The 17,495-nt window shown below is 45.2% G+C and carries 15 protein-coding genes; 6 read left to right on the plus strand and 9 right to left on the minus strand.

The genetic code is table 11. The features are described from left to right. Positions 1-2: 2 nt before the first annotated feature. From ACEW9O_RS24170 to ACEW9O_RS24180, 3 genes are read right to left on the minus strand one after another with little or no spacing between them, the layout of a single operon-like run. Positions 3-2,150 carry an RICIN domain-containing protein gene (locus tag ACEW9O_RS24170; RefSeq protein ID WP_373552792.1) on the minus strand — a complete coding sequence of 716 codons (2,148 nt, stop codon included), beginning with the start codon at positions 2,148-2,150 and terminating at the stop codon, positions 3-5. A gap of 27 nt (positions 2,151-2,177) precedes the next feature. After that, entirely contained in the window at positions 2,178-3,809 is a 1,632-nt protein-coding gene (locus ACEW9O_RS24175; protein ID WP_373552793.1) for a right-handed parallel beta-helix repeat-containing protein, read from the minus strand. A 42-nt stretch (positions 3,810-3,851) separates the two neighbouring features. After that, positions 3,852-4,388: a hypothetical protein gene (locus tag ACEW9O_RS24180; RefSeq protein ID WP_373552794.1), complete on the minus strand. Its 537-nt coding sequence runs from the start codon at positions 4,386-4,388 to the stop codon at positions 3,852-3,854. Positions 4,389-4,577: 189 nt separating this feature from the next. Here ACEW9O_RS24180 and ACEW9O_RS24185 point away from each other — a divergent pair, with 189 nt between their 5' ends. The 5 genes from ACEW9O_RS24185 (at position 4,578) to ACEW9O_RS24205 (ending at position 11,106) form a co-directional block, all read left to right on the plus strand. Beyond that, complete coding sequence (locus ACEW9O_RS24185; protein ID WP_373552795.1) at positions 4,578-5,273, plus strand: LytR/AlgR family response regulator transcription factor; 696 nt, start codon at positions 4,578-4,580, stop codon at positions 5,271-5,273. A 16-nt stretch (positions 5,274-5,289) separates the two neighbouring features. Next, entirely contained in the window at positions 5,290-7,263 is a 1,974-nt protein-coding gene (locus tag ACEW9O_RS24190; RefSeq protein ID WP_373552796.1) for a tetratricopeptide repeat protein, read from the plus strand. Between the two features lie 266 nt (positions 7,264-7,529). Beyond that, a complete protein-coding gene (locus ACEW9O_RS24195) occupies positions 7,530-8,945 on the plus strand; it encodes a redoxin family protein (protein ID WP_373552797.1) in 1,416 nt (471 codons plus the stop codon). An 89-nt stretch (positions 8,946-9,034) separates the two neighbouring features. Further along, positions 9,035-10,480, plus strand: coding sequence for a thioredoxin-like domain-containing protein (locus tag ACEW9O_RS24200; RefSeq protein WP_373552798.1), 1,446 nt, complete (start codon positions 9,035-9,037; stop codon positions 10,478-10,480). 197 nt (positions 10,481-10,677) lie between these two features. Further along, on the plus strand, positions 10,678-11,106 hold the full coding sequence (locus ACEW9O_RS24205; RefSeq protein ID WP_373552799.1) for a hypothetical protein: 429 nt from the start codon (positions 10,678-10,680) through the stop codon (positions 11,104-11,106). On the opposite strand, the gene ACEW9O_RS24210 is transcribed toward ACEW9O_RS24205, so the two are convergent. From ACEW9O_RS24210 to yidC, 3 genes are all read right to left on the minus strand, one after another. Next, entirely contained in the window at positions 11,099-11,995 is an 897-nt protein-coding gene (locus ACEW9O_RS24210) for a YbbR-like domain-containing protein (RefSeq protein ID WP_373552800.1), read from the minus strand. The genes ACEW9O_RS24205 and ACEW9O_RS24210 overlap by 8 nt on opposite strands. A 37-nt stretch (positions 11,996-12,032) precedes the next feature. Continuing rightward, on the minus strand, positions 12,033-12,377 hold the full coding sequence (gene yajC, locus ACEW9O_RS24215; protein WP_373552801.1) for a preprotein translocase subunit YajC: 345 nt from the start codon (positions 12,375-12,377) through the stop codon (positions 12,033-12,035). A 67-nt stretch (positions 12,378-12,444) separates the two neighbouring features. Beyond that, entirely contained in the window at positions 12,445-14,346 is a 1,902-nt protein-coding gene (yidC, locus tag ACEW9O_RS24220; RefSeq protein ID WP_373552802.1) for a membrane protein insertase YidC, read from the minus strand. Between the two features lie 112 nt (positions 14,347-14,458). Between yidC and ACEW9O_RS24225 the strand changes: the two genes are divergently transcribed. Continuing rightward, the gene (locus ACEW9O_RS24225; RefSeq protein WP_373552803.1) at positions 14,459-14,917 is read left to right on the plus strand and encodes a DUF3293 domain-containing protein; all 459 of its coding nucleotides are present in this window, start codon (positions 14,459-14,461) and stop codon (positions 14,915-14,917) included. A 34-nt stretch (positions 14,918-14,951) separates the two neighbouring features. On the opposite strand, the gene ACEW9O_RS24230 is transcribed toward ACEW9O_RS24225, so the two are convergent. The 3 genes from ACEW9O_RS24230 to ACEW9O_RS24240 all read right to left on the minus strand — a co-directional run bounded on the left by ACEW9O_RS24230 (position 14,952) and on the right by ACEW9O_RS24240 (position 17,408). After that, positions 14,952-16,172, minus strand: coding sequence for a pyridoxal phosphate-dependent aminotransferase (locus ACEW9O_RS24230; protein WP_373552804.1), 1,221 nt, complete (start codon positions 16,170-16,172; stop codon positions 14,952-14,954). 173 nt (positions 16,173-16,345) lie between these two features. Next, the gene (locus ACEW9O_RS24235) at positions 16,346-16,576 is read right to left on the minus strand and encodes a hypothetical protein (RefSeq protein WP_373552805.1); all 231 of its coding nucleotides are present in this window, start codon (positions 16,574-16,576) and stop codon (positions 16,346-16,348) included. 4 nt (positions 16,577-16,580) lie between these two features. Further along, complete coding sequence (locus ACEW9O_RS24240) at positions 16,581-17,408, minus strand: helix-turn-helix transcriptional regulator (RefSeq protein ID WP_373552806.1); 828 nt, start codon at positions 17,406-17,408, stop codon at positions 16,581-16,583. Between the last annotated feature and the right edge of the window lie 87 nt (positions 17,409-17,495).

Consider the following 17,495-nt stretch of genomic DNA (forward strand, 5'->3'; position numbering starts at 1 on the left):
GATTACTTGATTTGAAAGCTAACGACTACCGATTCATCACTCCCCTGTTCTGCAAATTCTTCCCGAACCAGGTTTCCATTGAGGTTTTTGAGGTAAAAGCGCTGGGTACATACCCGGCGACTCATTTTGCCAGTTTCGCAGCCTTTAGATTGGTCGAAGTTGCGGAAGGTAAAATGGTCATCATCTCCGTCACCGTAAGCGTAATCGGGGTTTGCATCTTCCTCAAAAATAGCATAATGAACTTCAATGTAACTATTTTCTATGCTGCCAGGCGGGAATTCGTAACGAACCAAACTATTGGAACTAATTCGATTGTTCTTGTTATCCAGGTCTACGCCTTGCCCACCGGGTAAATCGAGTAGCATGTTTTGTCCATTCAAGGCAGGTACTTCCTTACCATCGGCTTGATAAGCCATCGCCCATACTTTGCCGTACATTTTTAAATCGCCTCCATCGGGACCACCTTCGATGCTCAGTTGACGCAAGGAAATGCCACCGCCACAGTTTTGCTTTACAAATTCATCGGTGGCACTGTGGTAGTTTACAATGTAATTGTCGCGGGTATTGGCAATGATGTAACGGATGGGTTTGCAGGTTTGGTAAGTTAGCGATCCAGCCATGCGCTCCACTTTCGTTTTTAGATCTTTGGCGTCGTAAGCGGGGATCACATCACGAGATTGGCCTCCCACCACGTACATTTTGATGGTCAAATCCTGATCCACATTTTTGCTCATCACATCCAGCGTAGCGCTACCGCTGGCAAAAAGGGCTTCTACACTTATGTCCAAGCGGTTGGCGATGGTTTCAATCGACTCATTGGACTCTACACTCGCCAAGATACGCATGCCATATTCGGCTTTTTTCAGGTAGACCAGATTACCGGCCTGATTCAGGGCTGGATCGGTAAAGAAACCACCTTGCGGAGCATGAGCTTCGATGATGAACATCGGCTTGATGATGTCGATTAAAAGCCGGGTTTTCCGGGATTTATTTTGAAAGCTGAATAAGTTGTTCACGCTATATGCAAAATAGTGCGCCCCTGCGCTTACCTGCATTTGAAAATCAGCCTCATTGTTTACCTCCCGAATGGTTACACTCGTCGTAAGGTTGGCCGCTTGATTGGGATCAGTACTAAACGAACCAAACAACTGTGCCACGGCCTGTTGTAAAAATGGTTTGGTAGGATTTGAAACCGTTCGAGCCACCTCGCCCCCTTGTTGAAGGTTTACGACATCGGCCGAAAGTGTAATGGGCTTAAGAAAAGTTTCTTGTCTTTTCCAGGAGCCATTCAAATAGTCATTCACATCAAAAATTGTACCTGGTACAATCTCATTCAATTGTGCAGCAATATCAGCACTCATGAAAGAATCATCTTCCAGCGATATTTTTACAGTAGTTGTTTGGCAATTACCACCACCGCCTTGGTTGGATACTTCTTTTTCAACAAGTCCTTTTTTTGGGAACTTGGAACCTGTCGAATTAAGCGGCGTAGCAACCCGGTATTTTGAGACGATCGTGTGTCCATCTGCCGTCTGGCGAGATTTTTCAATGATGCCACTTATCGCAGGACTTACGGGTGCCATAAAAGTTTGGTTAGCGGACTCCAGCGAAAAGATAGCGCCTTGACCTGAAAATTGTACAACTGCTATCCCATTTGCATTTTGTCCATTGCCACCCTGCAGGTGCCAATATTTTTGAGATTGTTCACAACGAATGCTGTAACCGTTGCCACTAGCCACAAGCGAAAAATGCAAATTTGCTTGGTTGACGTAATCCCACTGGATGATGGGTGCATTGTCATCTTGGGACTGTCCGGCCACATTCAAGTAGCGGTTGCTATGCAAAGCCTTGAGGGTAAATACATTATTGCCAATGTTTTTGAGCTCAAATTTATGATTGGCTTGATTGGCAAAATCCCATTGAATGAGTGCTGCTCCATTGCGTGTATCCACTCCTGCTACACCCAGGTGTTTTGCAGAGTTGAGCACTTTAAGGTAATAAACTCCGTCGGCGATGGGTTGCCGTTGAAGGATGGTGTTGGTGTTTCTGGGTACTTGGGTTTGGATTTTAACAGGTTGGGCATCCAGAAAGGTGTTGAGGGATAAGCACAGCAATAGGCTTATCCAAAATCGAAAGATTGGATTTCTCATGGTAGTATGAAGTTAAGTTTAGGTGTTTTAAGGTTTTACAAAAATTGCACTATGACCATAAATGTTAAGCAGATAAGCGCCAGCGGGCAGGTCGGCCATTGACCATTGCTGTGCTGTTTCACCAGAGGATAGGCTCATGCTTTTGCTTTTGAGTACCTGGCCATTTGTGGAAAGAATATGGAGGTTGGCATTGAGTTTTTGTTCAGTATTCAAGGCAAAATAGAGGGTTTCACCCTGGATGGGGTTTTGTTTGATGTGCAGTTGTAAGCCTGTTTTAGCAGGTGTAGTTTTTACACTTGAAGCGATGTTAAACTCATCGGCACCGATGTCCGGGCTGTTGTCGCGCAAACCCGCATCCACATCGTGGGTAATCATCGGAACGGGGATGGCTTTGCCGATACAAGGGCTGCCCGTGATCAGGTGGCCTTTTGCGTCAATCTTGGGGTCTACCTCCAGGCTTTTTTGATCCGTCCCATTTTGCGTTTTCCACTGGGCCAGCGTCAGGTCTTCCCAGGTGATGGCATCGTTGATAAAAACGGGTTTGCCCCCGTTGCGGAAATACACATTGTTGTCGATAACATTGGTTTTGGAGCCGGCATTGTCCCGAATTCGGAACATGGGCAGGTTTTGGGTTGAAGTTTGCACAAAAAGGTTGTTCTGGATCTTGGCGTTGATGTTCCCAGGATGGGCAGATTTTGTGTCACTCAACCAGACGTCACCAACGTTAAAAAAGAGGGTGGCCATTTCACTTTGCCCGGTATTGACTACCGTATTGTGGTAAATCTGGGCGTTTTTGGCCCCCCATAAGCCGATCCCGGCGTGCTTGGTGTTCATGATCAGGTTGTTGATCATTATGCCATCAATGTTTTCGTAGTATTCGGGATTGGATTGGGAATCAAACCATTCTGCATCGGTGTAAAAACCCAGGTAAATCCCCCCTTCCCCACAATTGGTGATGGTGTTGCCTTCGATGCGGCAATTGCGGGCGCCGCCCTTAGCGTAGATGCCCGTAGTGGCAATGTCGTGGATTTTGCAACCTTTTACCAACATATCCGGCGCATTGACGTTGTCGATGCCTTCGGCGTTGAAGTCCAATTGAGCACCGGGGCCTTTGCCACTGTTGTAAATTTCGCAGTTGAGGATTTTGATGCCCTTGCAAGCCGGGGTGAGTTTGATGGCATCCCTCCCGGTGTCGTGGATGATGCAGTTGCGCACGGTGATGTTGCTTGTGCCTCGGCGTTTGGAAAAAGGTACGGAGTTGTCCCAATCCCAATTGCTTTCAAATTTGAGGCCATAGTAGTAACCACCGACAATTTCCAGGCGTTCGAGGGTGCCGCCGTCGGTTTCGGGTTCGTTGTACCAAAGGCAGGAGCTGATGTCCTCCACGTTGGTTACGGCAGTGATGATGGCCCATTCATTGGCGTAAGAGCGAATGGTCAGGTTGCTTTTGTTGATGCGAATTTCGTTGGAGGTGTATTTGCCGCCGCGTAGTTCAATAATGTCCCCAGAAGCAGCAGCGGAAATGGCTTTGCTTAAGGTTTTAAAGGGGGTAGTTAGTGTTCCAGCGTTGTTGTCATTTCCCGTGGTGGAAACGTAAAGGTTTTTTGCTCGTAGCGCCCAGGTTATGGTGCAAAGCAAAAGCATTAAGATATGTTTCATGTTTAGGGATTAAGGTTGTGGATTTGTTTTTATTTAAAAAGACTATTGTTTTTCATAAGTTGTCTCCACCCAAGCTTCTTTATACGGATACACCTCAATGCGCTTCGAAACGAGATAAATGCGGGGCTTGGTGGCACCAGTCGGTTTATCAAGACTGGAGATTTGCTGCCGCATTGAGCCATCTTGATCTATCCAAACTTCGCCGGCATTAGCTTTGGTGCCAGCTGAGGTGAGTGTTAAAACGCCCTCTTCAATGTCTTTGCTGACCAGTTTTTTGACCTCCAATTTCCAGTTGCCCTTTTCAGATTCAGGTGTTCCGACCAATACATGGCTGATAAAAGTACCATCTGCAAAAAACTCGTAGGCAACTGTACCTTCTTTCATGGTTGCGGTTTGTTTCTTTTCACCTTTTTCATTGATGCCGAAGGAAGCTCCGCTTTTTAGCTTCCAATAACCAATCAAAGAGGTGAATTCAGGAGTGACGGGGGCGATCTCCGTATCATCTTTGCTGCACATAAAGGCAGAACTGACAACAAAACTAAAAGCCAATATAAGCGGAAGGGCAATTCGATTTTTCATAGTCCATTGACGATTTTAAGCTTTAGAGCTTGTTTAAATGATAATTCAAAACTACGCCCCTGTCCCACCCTTCTCAAGTGCTACTCGATGAACTACTTTTTTTATCGGTAAACGACACCAGAACCAAATTCAGATGGCTACTTTTGTAAAACCTTAAATAAGCTCTAGAAGTGAAAACGAAGGAGAAACATGCTCAAACACACCTGTATCATTGTAGACGACGACACTGTAGACTTGCTGATGAATGTATCGATGGTACGTAAGGTGCCTTTTTTGGATGTGCGGGGTACCTTTTCTTCCAGTCTTGAGGCAGTTCAATTTTTGCTAACAAACAAGGTTGAAGTACTTTTTTTGGACATTGACATGCCCGAACAATCCGGTTTGGAGTTTTGGCAAAGCCTCGACCCTAAGCCGATCTGTGTTTTCATCACTGCTCACCCTGAATATGCATTGGACAGTTATGAAAGTGCTGCTTTTGATTTTCTGGTCAAACCGCTAAAATCGGAACGTTTTGAGCGCTGCGTGCTGCGTTTGCAGGAACATTTTTTGCTGAAGGAAAAATCAGGGCTATTTGACCAGTTTATCGGATCCGAAAGTTTTTTCATCAAAGAAGGCCACGAACAGCAACGCATCAACTTCAAGGACGTATTGTACCTGGAGGCCTTGGGTGATTATACCAAAATAGTGACAACTCAGAAGAATCATTGCGTTTTGTCTACGTTGGGGAGCATGTTGTCGATGCCCGAATTTGGTCATTTCACCCGCATCCACCGCAGTTACGCGATTCAGAAGTTTTTTATTGAAAAAATTGGTGCTTCGGAAATCGTGGTGCGTGGCATTTCCTTGCCCATTGGTAGGAAATACAAGCAGAATCTTTCCTTTTGAGCCAAAAAAATAATTTATGCCCAATCGTTTTTTGTACTTGCTGTATCTGCTGCTTGCTTGCTCATGGGGCGTTCCTGCTCAAAGCACTGCAGATTCACTGATCCAGCTTTTGCCTCAAACAAAAAACGATACTGCACGTGCACGTTTGTACAAAGCCATCATAGAACAGTTTACCAACCAGCCTGAAAAAGCCCTTTACTATACAAACCTGGGCATGAAGCAGGTGAAAAAAATGGGTTGGTCCAAAGGAATTGGTGTTTTTAATGGTCTATTTGGCAGGATATATACCGACAATGCAGAATATGCCAAAGCAAAACCCTACATCATCAAAGAACTGAAAGTCCATCAACAGAATCAGGATTCAATCAATATTGCCAGTGCTTATAGTTCATTAGGTACGCTTAACTTAAGGCAAGGCCAACACACCCAAGCGCTACAAAATTACTTGAAAGCATTGAGGATTGCTGAGCAGTCCAAATCCAACGCTTTGCTACCCATTATCTTGGACAATATCGCAATCGTTTATTTTGATCAAAACCACTTTGATAAAGCATTATCTTATTCTCGTCAAGCGCTCCGCAAATACCAGGAGATTGGCGACACCTTGGGTATCGCCTCTACGCATGCGGGTATAGCCAACAAATTCCAACTAACCGGGGATACAGCTAAAGCCATACTATACTATCAAAAAGCCATTGATCTGTTGCATTTCTCGGACACACCAACCAAAATGGCTGAGATTTATCAAAACCAGGCACTTCTGCTCAAACAATTGCGTACAAGGCTTCAACTCCAACTCAAAGCGCAGGCCATTTGGGATCAAACTTTTCCCGCACACCAATTGTCGATCACCAACCTGGGCAACATTGGTTGGTCTTTTCTCGATAGTGCAAAACACAACACAGCTTTCCGAAAATTGGCATTGGAAAAAGCCACGAAATATTTTCAACTAGCAAAGGCTCGGGCAGATTCGGCCCAGGATCATGGCAATCAACATTTTTTGCTTGGGCTAAATGCAGAACTGGAAGCAGCCAAAAGCAACTACCCTGTTGCTTATCAGGCCTTGTATAAATACCACGAACAATACGATTCAATTTATTCCCAGGAGAACAAAAACAAACTCGCTGAAGCAGAAAGCAATTTTTTCCTCGAAAAAAAAGACGCTGAAATCGCCATCCAAAAACTCACAATCAGCAATCAACGCAAAATTCAATTGGCTTTTGCGCTGGGAAGTCTTTTGTTTCTGGTGATTGCCTTTTTGTTTTACCGTTTGAGTCAGATTCGGCGTAAATCCAATCAGCAACTCCAACAACTCAACCAGTCCTTGGATCGTGCCAATCGGCAAAAAGCACAGTTGCTGGCGGTATTGAGCCATGATTTGCGGCATCCGTTGAGTAATTTGATCAGTCTGCTGCATTTGCAAAAAAATGCTCCTGATCTGTTGACCCCCGAGATGGCCACCCAAAATCAAAATCGGATCACTACCAATACCGAAGTGCTCTTAGAGAACCTCGAAAACATGCTACTCTGGAGTAAGGAACAAATGAATCAAGCTAGCGTGGAGCTACAGGATGTATCGGTTCCTGAGCTTTTTCGGCGCTTACAGGCTACTTTTTCGGTACAGGATCAGTTGCAGTGGGAATTCGAGTGTCCTACGGATTTTGTGATCCATACCGATCCCAACTACCTCTGGATTGTGCTCCAAAACCTGAGTTCCAATGCCAGCAAAGCACTAAAAAACCAAAGCAATGGAAAAATCAGCTGGAAGGCCTGGAGTGTAGCAGGGCAAAAACACCTGAGCATAAGCGACAATGGCCCTGGGTTTCCGGCAAACATTCTCAATGCTTCCAATGAAGCCCAAAACGAGATTTTCCTCAGTGGATTTGGCTTACAGGTGGTGCATGATTTTGCCCAAAAATTGGGAATTGTCTTGCAATTTGAAAATGCCTCGGAAGGTGGGGCTAGAGTTATATTGAAAATACAGTCTTAAATCTCCTTTCCACACTTAATTCTGTTAAGCACTCGTTAATTTTGACGGCAATTGGAAGCAATTACGAAAGAGTTGCGAATTTTGTGCCACCGATGATGTAACCAAGGTTTTATACCTTCGTCCCAAAAGGGGCGATAAAAAAATAAGTGTTCCTTTTGCCAAAAGATTAGATAAGTAAATGGTTCATTTCAAGTGTCTTATCTAATCCTTTGGCAAAAGGAAAAAGGAACACTTATTTTTGCCCCACAACAAAGCAATCTGTATCCATGAAAATAGCATTTACTACGCTGGTCCTTTTCTGTTTTCACACGCTGAGTGTATTCGCCACTGCGGGATACAACATCAATGTGAAGATTGATGGTTATCGGGAACGCAAATTAACCTTGACTTACTATTTCGGCAATCAACAATACATCAAGGATACGGTAAAAATGGGGGTAGATGGGACTTATACCTTCAGTGGTGCTACTGCCTTGGTTCCGGGAATTTATACCCTGGTGATGATGCCGAGTAACGTAGGCATCGATATCATCGTTTCAGAAAAAGAACAACAATTCAGCGTCCTGACCAAAAAAGACAGCCCCTTTGCCAGTTTAAAATTTGTTGGATCCAAGGAAAATGAGCTGTTTCAAAGTTACATCCATTACGTCAGTGAAAACAATCCCAAGTTGGACACACTTCGTGCGCAGTACAAACGCAGTACAGAAGGCCCCAAAAAGGAAAAACTCAAACAGGACTTGCTCAAAGCGGATTCAACTGTACAAAATTACTTGCAACAATTTTTGAGCGCAAACCGCAGCACCTATACAGCTTTGGTCATCAAAGCCAGTTTGCCCATTCGCTACCCTACCTTTACGGGAACCGATCAAGAAAAAATGTACAAAACCTGGTATTATGCCCGCAAACATTGTTTTGACAATGTGCCCTTGCAGGAGTTTCGGCTCTTGCGCACGCCGCATTATTACCAGGCCGTTACTACTTATGTCAACGAGTTGTTGTTTCAACACCCCGATTCGCTTAAAGTCGGCATCGATTATGTCTTAAACCAATTGCGGCCCAATCCGGAAGCTTTTGAATATTACATTGTCTTGTTGATGCGGCAGTATTTGCAATCCAAGGTGATGGGCATGGATGCCATGTTTGTACACCTCGTGGAAACCTACCTGGCAACGGGCCAAGTCAAGCTAGCCAACGTGGAGCAACAGAACAAGTTGATTGAAATAGCGCAAAAACGAAAGCCCTTGTTGATGGGTAAAGTGGCGCCCAATCTGGTCTTGAAAGATCGCCAGGGGAAAACATTCAACCTGCACGAATTGGAATCGGAATATACTATGCTGGTCATTTGGGCCTACGATTGTGGGCATTGTAAACATTCGGTGCCGTACTGGAAAAAGTTTAACGACAAGTTTAAAAGCAAGGGGGTGAAATTAGTCGCGCTTTGTCACGTTACTGAAAACGAAATCCCGGCTTGTTGGAAGTATGTGGATGAAAATGGTTTGGGATCCTGGCTGCACGTCTATGACCCCAAATTGGCTTATATCAAGACCTATAATGTAGAATCAACCCCGCAGGTCTATTTAATGGACCGCAACAAAGTCATCATCGGCAAACAAATTGTGGATGAAAAAATGGAGGAAGTGGTGGACCAAATCATTGAACTCCGTAAAAAAAACAAGTTGTAATCAATCCATATCAGCATGTTTAAATTTAAACATGTTCCGAAACCCTTTATCTCATCACATTGTTTGAACAGCATTAATTCATAGACAAGATGAAAAAATACTTTCTTTCACTTTTTGCCAGCCTTTTGATCACGAGTGTTTTTGCTCAGACAACGGCTAAAAACGCTTATCAAATCCGGGTAAAAATTGATGGCTTTACCGAAAAACAACTCTTCCTGGGTTACTACATGGGCGACAAGCAATATGTGATGGACACGGCTTTGGTGGACGCCAAAGGAGAATTTGTGTTCAGCGGCCCCGAAGCACTCAAAGGTGGGATGTACATCGTGGTGTTGCCCCCAAGCAATGATTTTTTTCAAGTCTTGGTAACCGATAAGGAACAATCTTTTTTTGTACGGACTACCAAAGACAAACCGGGTGAAAACGTCAAGTTTGAGGGCAGCAAAGAAAACAGCTTGTTCTACGACTATGTCAATTACCTGAACGCCAAACGCCCGGAAGCCGAAGCCCTGGGCAAAGAAATTGCAGAAGCCAAAGACAATCAGGCTGCCAAAGATGCTGCCCAGAAAAAAATGGACAAGCTGAATGAGGACGTGGAAAAATACCAAAAAGACTACGTGGTCAAATACAAGGGTACTTTTGCCGCCGCCATCATCAATGCCAATATCAATGTAGAGCCCCCAAAAACCTTTGACAATTTAGCTGAAGAAGAAAAAAACCGCCAATTGTGGCTCTGGACGCGCAAGCACTTTTTTGACAACCTCAACCTGAGTGACAACCGCTTGCTGCGCACCCCGTTTTTGTTCTCACGCCTCGATAATTATGTCAACAAACTCAGTGTACAACACCCCGATTCGATCAGTGTGGCCATTGATACGGTGTTGGAGCGCTTGCGGCCAGCCGATGAGGCCTTTAAATATTATCTGATTCACTTTTTGAACAGCTTTGCCGCATCCAAGTTTGTGGGCATGGACGCCGTATATGTGCACATGTCCGAAAAGTACTACGCCACGGGTCAAGCCAACTGGGCAAACCAGGAACAGGTGAAAAAAATTGTGGACAATGCCAAAAAGCTCAAGCCACTACTGATTGGCAAAACGGCACCGGACATCGTACTCGAACGCAATGGTGCCCGGACAATGTTGAGCCAGCTTAAGTCAGAATATACCCTGCTTTACTTCTGGCGCTACGATTGTGGGCACTGCAAAGAATCGATGCCCGCGATGAAAAAATTCTTTGAAAAATTCAAAGACAAAGGCATCACCCTGGTAGCCATCTGTGTGAAACCCGCCCAGGATCAACCCGAATGCCTCAAATACATTCAGGAAAATGGCTTGACCGGATGGTACAATGCCTTTGACCCAACGGGGCGTTATTATGTCCAGTACAATGTAGAAACCACCCCCCAGATGTACATTTTGGACAACAAGAAAGAGATCATTTCCAAGCAGGTTCCCGCCGATCAGTTGGAAGATGTGATGGATAAGATCATCGAAATGAACAAAAAGGAAAAAGAAAACGCGGGAAATAAATAACCGTAGGGGCGACCCTTTGTGGTCGCCCTTTTGGACGTACGCGGCCTTCGGCCGAAAAAAAGGCGACCACGTAGGGTCGCCCCTACGACGGCCGCCCATATATCGATCCTGTCACTGTCATGGTCGATTTAATTGCAATTGGAACCATTTTACCGTAATTTTGCGTTACCTCTCCATTACACCATACCTCTATTCCTATGAGATTACGCAAAATTGCCCGTTTTCCTAAAATGATGCTCTGGGCCTTCTGGATGGAAGGAGTCGAAACCAAGCAAATGGTCAAAACTTTCGTGAAACATGGGAGGGGTAAAATCATTCGCTCCAAATCAAAAGATGGACCCACTGCCGAAGAATTACAACAAGCCCGGGAGCAGCTCAAAGACTTACCTAAATTTCTGCCTTTTTTTATGTGTATTGCTGTTCCACTGCCTGGCGTTACGGAAGGGTATATGGTCTTGGCGGTCACTCTAGAGTCTTGGTTGGGGCATCGAGTGAGCTTGTTGCCTTCACAGATTCGAGGCGTATTTAAAAAATGGAAAGAAGAAGATGTTATTGTAGAAGTTGATCTCGAAATAGAAGCAGAACTGATTGAAGAGTTACAAAAAGACCCTAGTCTCCTCAATTGATTTCTTTTTTAACGGCGTAAAACTCTACTACCTTCGGTACAAAGCGCACATTGCTCACAATGGTTGGCTGAAGGTTCACTGTTACCGGAACGGTGTTGCCCTCCTGTAGCGCAGCATTCGACAAATCTACCTCTGCTTTAAAATCCTCTGAGTTGAGCGAGTTAAAATGACTCAAGCCTACATTGCAGGTCAGGCGCACCTGACTGGGGAACAAGCGGTATTCCCGATCCGCATTTTTTACCTGAATTTTTACAAAGAGTGTTTTTTCCGTCACTTGCTCCACTGGGACCTGAACATTAACCCGCTGAAGGTTTAAGTTGATTTCTGCAGGTGGTGTTTTTAGCTCCACTAAGCCTTCATAATCATCTTTTAAATCGTGCAAAGTTAGTTTAGCCGTTGGCCATTCATAAGTTGGGCCAATTTTAGATGCTGGCCCGGAAATATTGACAGAATCGGGGTTCACTTTTACATTTCCTGAAAGGTAATAGCCGGGTGAATAACTCAAATCAGAAATAGGTCGGATGGGCACCCATTTTTGCATTTTAGGCTCCAGGCTAATTCGAATATCGGTATGACTAAGATTGGAAAAACTCAAATCATCCGCATTTACATGCTCACGAATGTCATTGAGCAGCCTTTTTTCATCCAAACGAATGTTATTGCGCTGGGTAAGATCATAAGTCAGATGGATTCTGGCCCCCAGCAAATAATCGTACAGCATGTCCCAGCCTCGGCCTTTGAGTTGGATGGACATATTGCGGGGCGGAGCTTGGCGGAAAGCCTGATTGGGAGGCAGTAAAAAATGGAGTTCAATTTTTTTGGTCGACACATAGGTTTGAGACATCCGTACCCCTACCCAAAAAATGAGGGCTATTCCAATGCATTGCATTAGAATAGCCCGGTCTTCCCTGGCACGAGGGACGAGGTTACTCTTCGGTAGTCGTAACCACCTGCGGCTTTTTACTTGCTCCATAGATGGCATCAGTCAATTCCTTTGAAATAGCATTGCGCAATACCCGAACATATACTTTGGTGCCTACCTCCAAGGTAATCACGTCATCTTCAATTTTGCTGATACGCCCAAGCATCCCACTGTTGGTCACTACTTCGTCGTTTTTGGACAAGTTTTTGCCAAAGTTAGCTTGTTCGCGTTGTTTTTTCGCCTGTGGGCGGATCATGAACAAGTACATGATCAAAAACATGGAACCGATAAAAAGTAGGTTCATGTAACCCATTCCCGGAGCTCCGGTTGCTGCTTGTAAAAGTAACATGTGTTGTATTTTTAAGGACAAATAACTGAATCAAGAGCGCATTGCCCTTGATTCAGTAATGAGCAAATTATTTACGTTTAGCTGGTTTGGTTTTGTCTTTGTTTTTTTCTTCAGCCAATTTTTGCTGTTCTTTCAGCATGGTTTCCATTCGTTCACCAAAGCCACTTTTTTTCTTGGGCTTTTTGCGGTAGGCATCCATCCCAGCTTTGATCTTTTTCTCATCGATGAGGAAGTACTTGGTAGCCAGGGTTTGTCCAATGTTCAGCAAGTTACTAAAAAGCATATAAGCTGACAAGCCAGAAGCAGAACTATTGAAAAAGCCCATGAACATTACTGGCATGATGTACTGCATGTACAACATCGCCGGTTGAGCAGAGAAGTCCATGTTTTTGGAGTTGTACCAGGTATACAGCAAGGTAGACAATACCCACAAGAGGGCAAACAAGCTGATGTGGTCGCCAAACCCAAAAGGAATGCTGAATGGCAATTGGAAAAACTCGTCGTAAGAAGACAGGTCACCTGCCCACAGGAACTTGGCCTGGCGGAACTCAATAGATGCCGGGAAGAAGCGGTACAAGGCAAACCAGATGGGCAATTGCAGCAACATCGGGAAACAAGCACCCAGTGGGTTTACCCCAAATTCGCGGTACATCTTCATGGTTTCCATTTGTACCTTTTGCTGATCATCTCCATGGCGTTCTTTCAAACGGTCGATTTCGGGCTTCAATGCCGTCATTTTCGACTGAGAATAGATCATGCGATAGGTCAAGGGAAACAAAATCAATTTAACCAAGAGCGTCAACATCAGAATGACAATACCTTTGCTACTAATCAGCCAAGTCAAAAAACTGAACAAAGGGCGAATGATCCAACGATTGATCGTCCCCATGATGTTCTGACCAAAGGGAACAATGTCCGACATGCTGTAACCCATATTGTGCAATCGGTCAAATTCGTTCGGTCCGATGTAAAAGTGCATGGCAAACTGCTCATTGCTGCCACCTCCGAATGGAATCTGGATGGTGCTAACCAACTCTTTCAAGTCTTCTGACTCTTCGGGCAGGTTTTTGCTGCTCATTTTGGCGCTGGCAAAACCTTTTTCCGACATTATGGCGCTGTTGAAAAACTGGTTGGTATTCGCAACCCATTGAATGGGTGCTCCTTCAGCATCTTTTTCAGAATACTGTTTGGTGGGCGAACAACGTCCGGCACGGGTATCCACTGGTTTGAAATTCAGGGTCGAGTACTGGCGCTCGTATTGGGTGGATTTTTCAATTTTATCCAAATAATTCACCCATTTCAACTCAATCGTCTTGGCATTGGAAGCAAAGACTTTATCCATTCCTGTAAAATCAAGCGCATAGTCCAACTTGTAGGAATTGGCAGTCAGCGTATAGGTCTGTGCAAAATACTGGCCATTGCCCGCATCCGCCCGGAAAGTTACGGAGTTGCCATTTTCCTCAGCAGTAAAGTACAAATCAGCAGTATTGACCCCATTGCGCAAACCTTGTACGGGCAGGATGTACTCAAAGCGGTTTTTGTTGTCCTCCAACAAGTGCAAGGGAATTTTCCGGTCTTTGCGATCCTTGCCGTGCACCATCTTGAAGTGTTTTTTCATCAACACATCCTTGATGCGCCCACCTTTATTGCTGAAAGTAACTTTGATGAGCTCGTTTTCCAGCACAGTTGTTTCGGCGCTGCCAACAGCAGCGGCAGCGAAAGTACCAAATTGTCCCCCCAATATTTGTGCGCGCTGAGAATCGGGCACTTCAGCTGCGGCTTCCAGTTTTTTCTTGGCTTCCTGCTTTTTAACGATGGTCAAGCTGTCGCGGAGTCGTTCTACTCTGGCGATGGAGTCCTGCGTGCGTTGCTGCGCGGCAATTTGCGCTTTTGACGGAGTGAGGAAGTATTGCCATGCCAAAAAAAGAATGAAAATCAGGGCTATCCCGATGATGTTATTTCTATCCATGTTTCAGACGTACAGATTACAAAATCCTTTGAGACACTGTTTATCTCAGTTGAAAAAATGAGGTGTAAAAAATCGCAGCAAAGGTAATTACTTTGTACCTGTAATTGCACAAATGATGGATAATTCTTCGATTCCATTCGATGGACGGCTGCTTCAAGCCTATTTGAGTACTTGTTATCGGGTGTGTTTTTCTCCCGAATCGAGGTTGGACATCCACATAGGTCAAAAACATCCTGAGTTGGATCAGCATCTGTTGGAAGTGGGGTATGCCCATTGGTTGTTCATCACGGCCTGGAATCCTCATTCGCAGTTATTGGAGGTGAGTCAAAATGCAGCGCAGAATTTGGCCTTGCTAGAAACCATTCAAAACCTACAATTGCCTTATTTAATCGGTTGGGGAATCGGAGCAGATGGCACTTGGCTGGCAGAGGAGAGTTTTTGGGTGGCGGGCATTGAGCGGAATGCGGCACTGGATTTGGGAAAAAAATGGGCGCAGAATGCGGTGGTGTGGGGGGAAATTGGAAAGGAGGCGGAATTGCTGTTGATTGCGGACAGACATTGCCGAATGTAGAGACGCACGGCCGTGCGTCTCTACCTCGAAAATTCTATCCAATCACCGCCATATCCCGTACCTTCTTATACGGATAAACGGCCAGTGCCTGCTCCAAACAATCCATTGCTGCATCCAAAGCAGTGGTATTGAGTACGTAAGCGATCCTTACTTCGTCGATTCCTAAGCCAGGAGTGGCATAAAATGCCTCCCCGGGGGCCAGCATCACGGTAGCCCCGTTGTATTCAAACTCCTCCAACATCCATTGGCAGAAGTGATCGGCATTTTCTACCGGGAATTTGGCAAAGCAATAAAAGGCTCCGCCCGGTTTGTAGGATACGACGCCCGACATGCGAGTCAGTCGTTCGTACACCAGATCCCGGCGGCGGTGGTATTCTTCGCGGACATTGTCCATGTATTCGTCATCCAGCTCACAGAGGAATTCCGACAACCATTGTCCAAATGCGGGTGGGCTCAGCCGCAGTTTGCCGTAATTGCTCACCGCCACCATCACATCCGGGTTGCGGGTGATGATGGTACCAATCCTGGCACCACAAGCACTGAATTTTTTGGAAATTGAATCCAGGACGATCACATTGTCCTCCAATCCTTCCAGCCGCAAAACCGAAAAGAACTCCTGACCATCGTAGCAAAAATCGCGGTAGACTTCATCCACAATCAGGTACAGGTCGTATTGTTTGACCAATAAGGCCAGTTGTTCGAGCAATTGACGCGGATAAAAGGCCCCGGTAGGATTGCTAGGATTATTCAGAAAAATGGCCCGGGTACGGCTGTTGATGACCCGTTCAAAATCCTGAATCTGAGGCATCGCGAAACCCGTTTCAATCGTACTGGTTACGGGGCGTACCACCACATCGGCAATCTGGGCAAAGCCATTGTAATTGGCGTAAAAAGGCTCCGGAATGATGACCTCATCCCCCTTGTCGAAACAGGCAAAGAACAACAACTGGTTGCCTTCCGAAGCGCCCGTGGTCACCATGACCTCGTCTTTGGTGACGTGAACGTCAAATTTTTTCATTGCCGCCGCAAATGCCGCTCGAGTGCTCGCCCAACCTTCCGTTGGGCTATATTCCAGTACCTTGATATCCACCTCGCGCAAACGCGCCATGGCCGCTTCTGGAGTTGCGATATCCGGCTGGCCAATGTTGAGGTGATACACGTGCCGCCCTTTGGCCTTGGCACGTTCCGCAGAGCCTGCTAGCTTGCGGATGGGTGATAACGGGACATTGTTGGCCCGCTGCGAAATATTCGGCATTGCTTATAAGTTTGCTAGCAATTAGTTTCGAGACATTGAGAACATGGGGAGTCGAGTGCTCAACGTCTCAACTCCTAAACGTCTCAACTCCCTTAATATTTGGATTCTGGATTCTGGTTAGGGCGGAAAATTAGTGCATTTTTGCCACTAGACTGGAATAATTCCAGATTAATTTACGACAGCAAAATTTGAAAATCGGAAATTTCGATGGGAATGCCCCACATTCCTCCTGACATAAAATCGCTTACTTTATGGGCTTCAACCTCTACAACCAGTCCATCTTTCATGAGTTCGAAAGGCATATTGATCGGTAGCCAATCGCCACCTTTTTCATCTACAATGCCCCAAATCCCACCTTCCAATTCGAGGTAGACCACCTTTCCTTTGATTTTTTTCTTTCGCATCTTTTTATGAATTAACTAGTTTTTCAATGGTATTGTGTAAACGCTGAATCATCAGTTGTTGTTCCCCCAGCATTTGACGCAAGGCTTTGACGTCTTCTTGCACGGGCAAATGATGATGTTGACGGGCGGGTAAAAAGGCACTGATTTGGGTGTGCACCTGCCATACTTCCTGAATGTCAGACAAATGTATAGTATGCGACTCGTAAAAGCTATTGTCAGCGTACAGCTTTAAGTGTTGGTGTTCTTTCAATTCATTGCGCACCCGATTGACCACAACGGCTGCCTTGGACACCAATACATAAACGTGCTGGTTTTTGATGCCTTGTTCCCATTGGTTTGGCTCAATGAAACTACAAACTACCTTGTCTCCTTCAAAAAAAGTGGGCTCCATGCTGTCGCCATTGATGTCAAAAGACCTTTGAGCAGTTTTGTTGTTCAGCGATGGCAAGGAATAAGAAGGTAGAGATTGAATAAATTCAGGATTTCCAATTTCTTGCACGTATTCAGGCTGGACCGAACAGGGAATGTGCAAGATGCGTTCGTCATGATGTTGGTCGGTAACTATGGTCAGAATCCGCAATTCTTTGTTTTCACCGGGTTTGAGAAATAGTTCACCTTCTCCAGTGTACAAAAAAATAGGGTTAACCTGATAAACCTCAACCGCTTTGCGCAACAAATCAATCGTTACATCTCGCCGCCCTTTCAATATTTCGCTCAAACTTTGTGGCAAATAATCCAGTGCAAGCGCAAATTGCCGACTGGAACGCACTCGATTTTCTTGTTTAAGTTGGTGATGGCACTGAATAAAGCGCTGTGTAACAATACTATTCATTGGGGGCGGTTTAGCAGCTGATTGAGCAAATTCGCTGACCTAAACAAATGTAGTCAATTGGGCTTAGATTGGGGGGATTTTTTAGTT

Origin of the sequence: Haliscomenobacter sp. (assembly GCF_041740695.1) — a bacterium.
GTDB lineage: Bacteria > Bacteroidota > Bacteroidia > Chitinophagales > Saprospiraceae > Haliscomenobacter.

Bases quoted from the DNA above. Each gene is read 5' to 3' on its own strand.
- yajC (WP_373552801.1), bottom strand. From the start codon at position 12,377: ATGTTACTTTTACAAGCAGCAACCGGAGCTCCGGGAATGGGTTACATG.
- ACEW9O_RS24205 (WP_373552799.1), top strand. From the start codon at position 10,678: ATGAGATTACGCAAAATTGCCCGTTTTCCTAAAATGATGCTCTGGGCC.
- ACEW9O_RS24230 (WP_373552804.1), bottom strand. From the start codon at position 16,172: ATGCCGAATATTTCGCAGCGGGCCAACAATGTCCCGTTATCACCCATC.
- yidC (WP_373552802.1), bottom strand. From the start codon at position 14,346: ATGGATAGAAATAACATCATCGGGATAGCCCTGATTTTCATTCTTTTT.
- ACEW9O_RS24200 (WP_373552798.1), top strand. From the start codon at position 9,035: ATGAAAAAATACTTTCTTTCACTTTTTGCCAGCCTTTTGATCACGAGT.
- ACEW9O_RS24175 (WP_373552793.1), bottom strand. From the start codon at position 3,809: ATGAAACATATCTTAATGCTTTTGCTTTGCACCATAACCTGGGCGCTA.
- ACEW9O_RS24195 (WP_373552797.1), top strand. From the start codon at position 7,530: ATGAAAATAGCATTTACTACGCTGGTCCTTTTCTGTTTTCACACGCTG.
- ACEW9O_RS24185 (WP_373552795.1), top strand. From the start codon at position 4,578: ATGCTCAAACACACCTGTATCATTGTAGACGACGACACTGTAGACTTG.
- ACEW9O_RS24170 (WP_373552792.1), bottom strand. From the start codon at position 2,150: ATGAGAAATCCAATCTTTCGATTTTGGATAAGCCTATTGCTGTGCTTA.
- ACEW9O_RS24240 (WP_373552806.1), bottom strand. From the start codon at position 17,408: ATGAATAGTATTGTTACACAGCGCTTTATTCAGTGCCATCACCAACTT.
- ACEW9O_RS24180 (WP_373552794.1), bottom strand. From the start codon at position 4,388: ATGAAAAATCGAATTGCCCTTCCGCTTATATTGGCTTTTAGTTTTGTT.
- ACEW9O_RS24235 (WP_373552805.1), bottom strand. From the start codon at position 16,576: ATGCGAAAGAAAAAAATCAAAGGAAAGGTGGTCTACCTCGAATTGGAA.
- ACEW9O_RS24190 (WP_373552796.1), top strand. From the start codon at position 5,290: ATGCCCAATCGTTTTTTGTACTTGCTGTATCTGCTGCTTGCTTGCTCA.
- ACEW9O_RS24210 (WP_373552800.1), bottom strand. From the start codon at position 11,995: ATGCAATGCATTGGAATAGCCCTCATTTTTTGGGTAGGGGTACGGATG.
- ACEW9O_RS24225 (WP_373552803.1), top strand. From the start codon at position 14,459: ATGATGGATAATTCTTCGATTCCATTCGATGGACGGCTGCTTCAAGCC.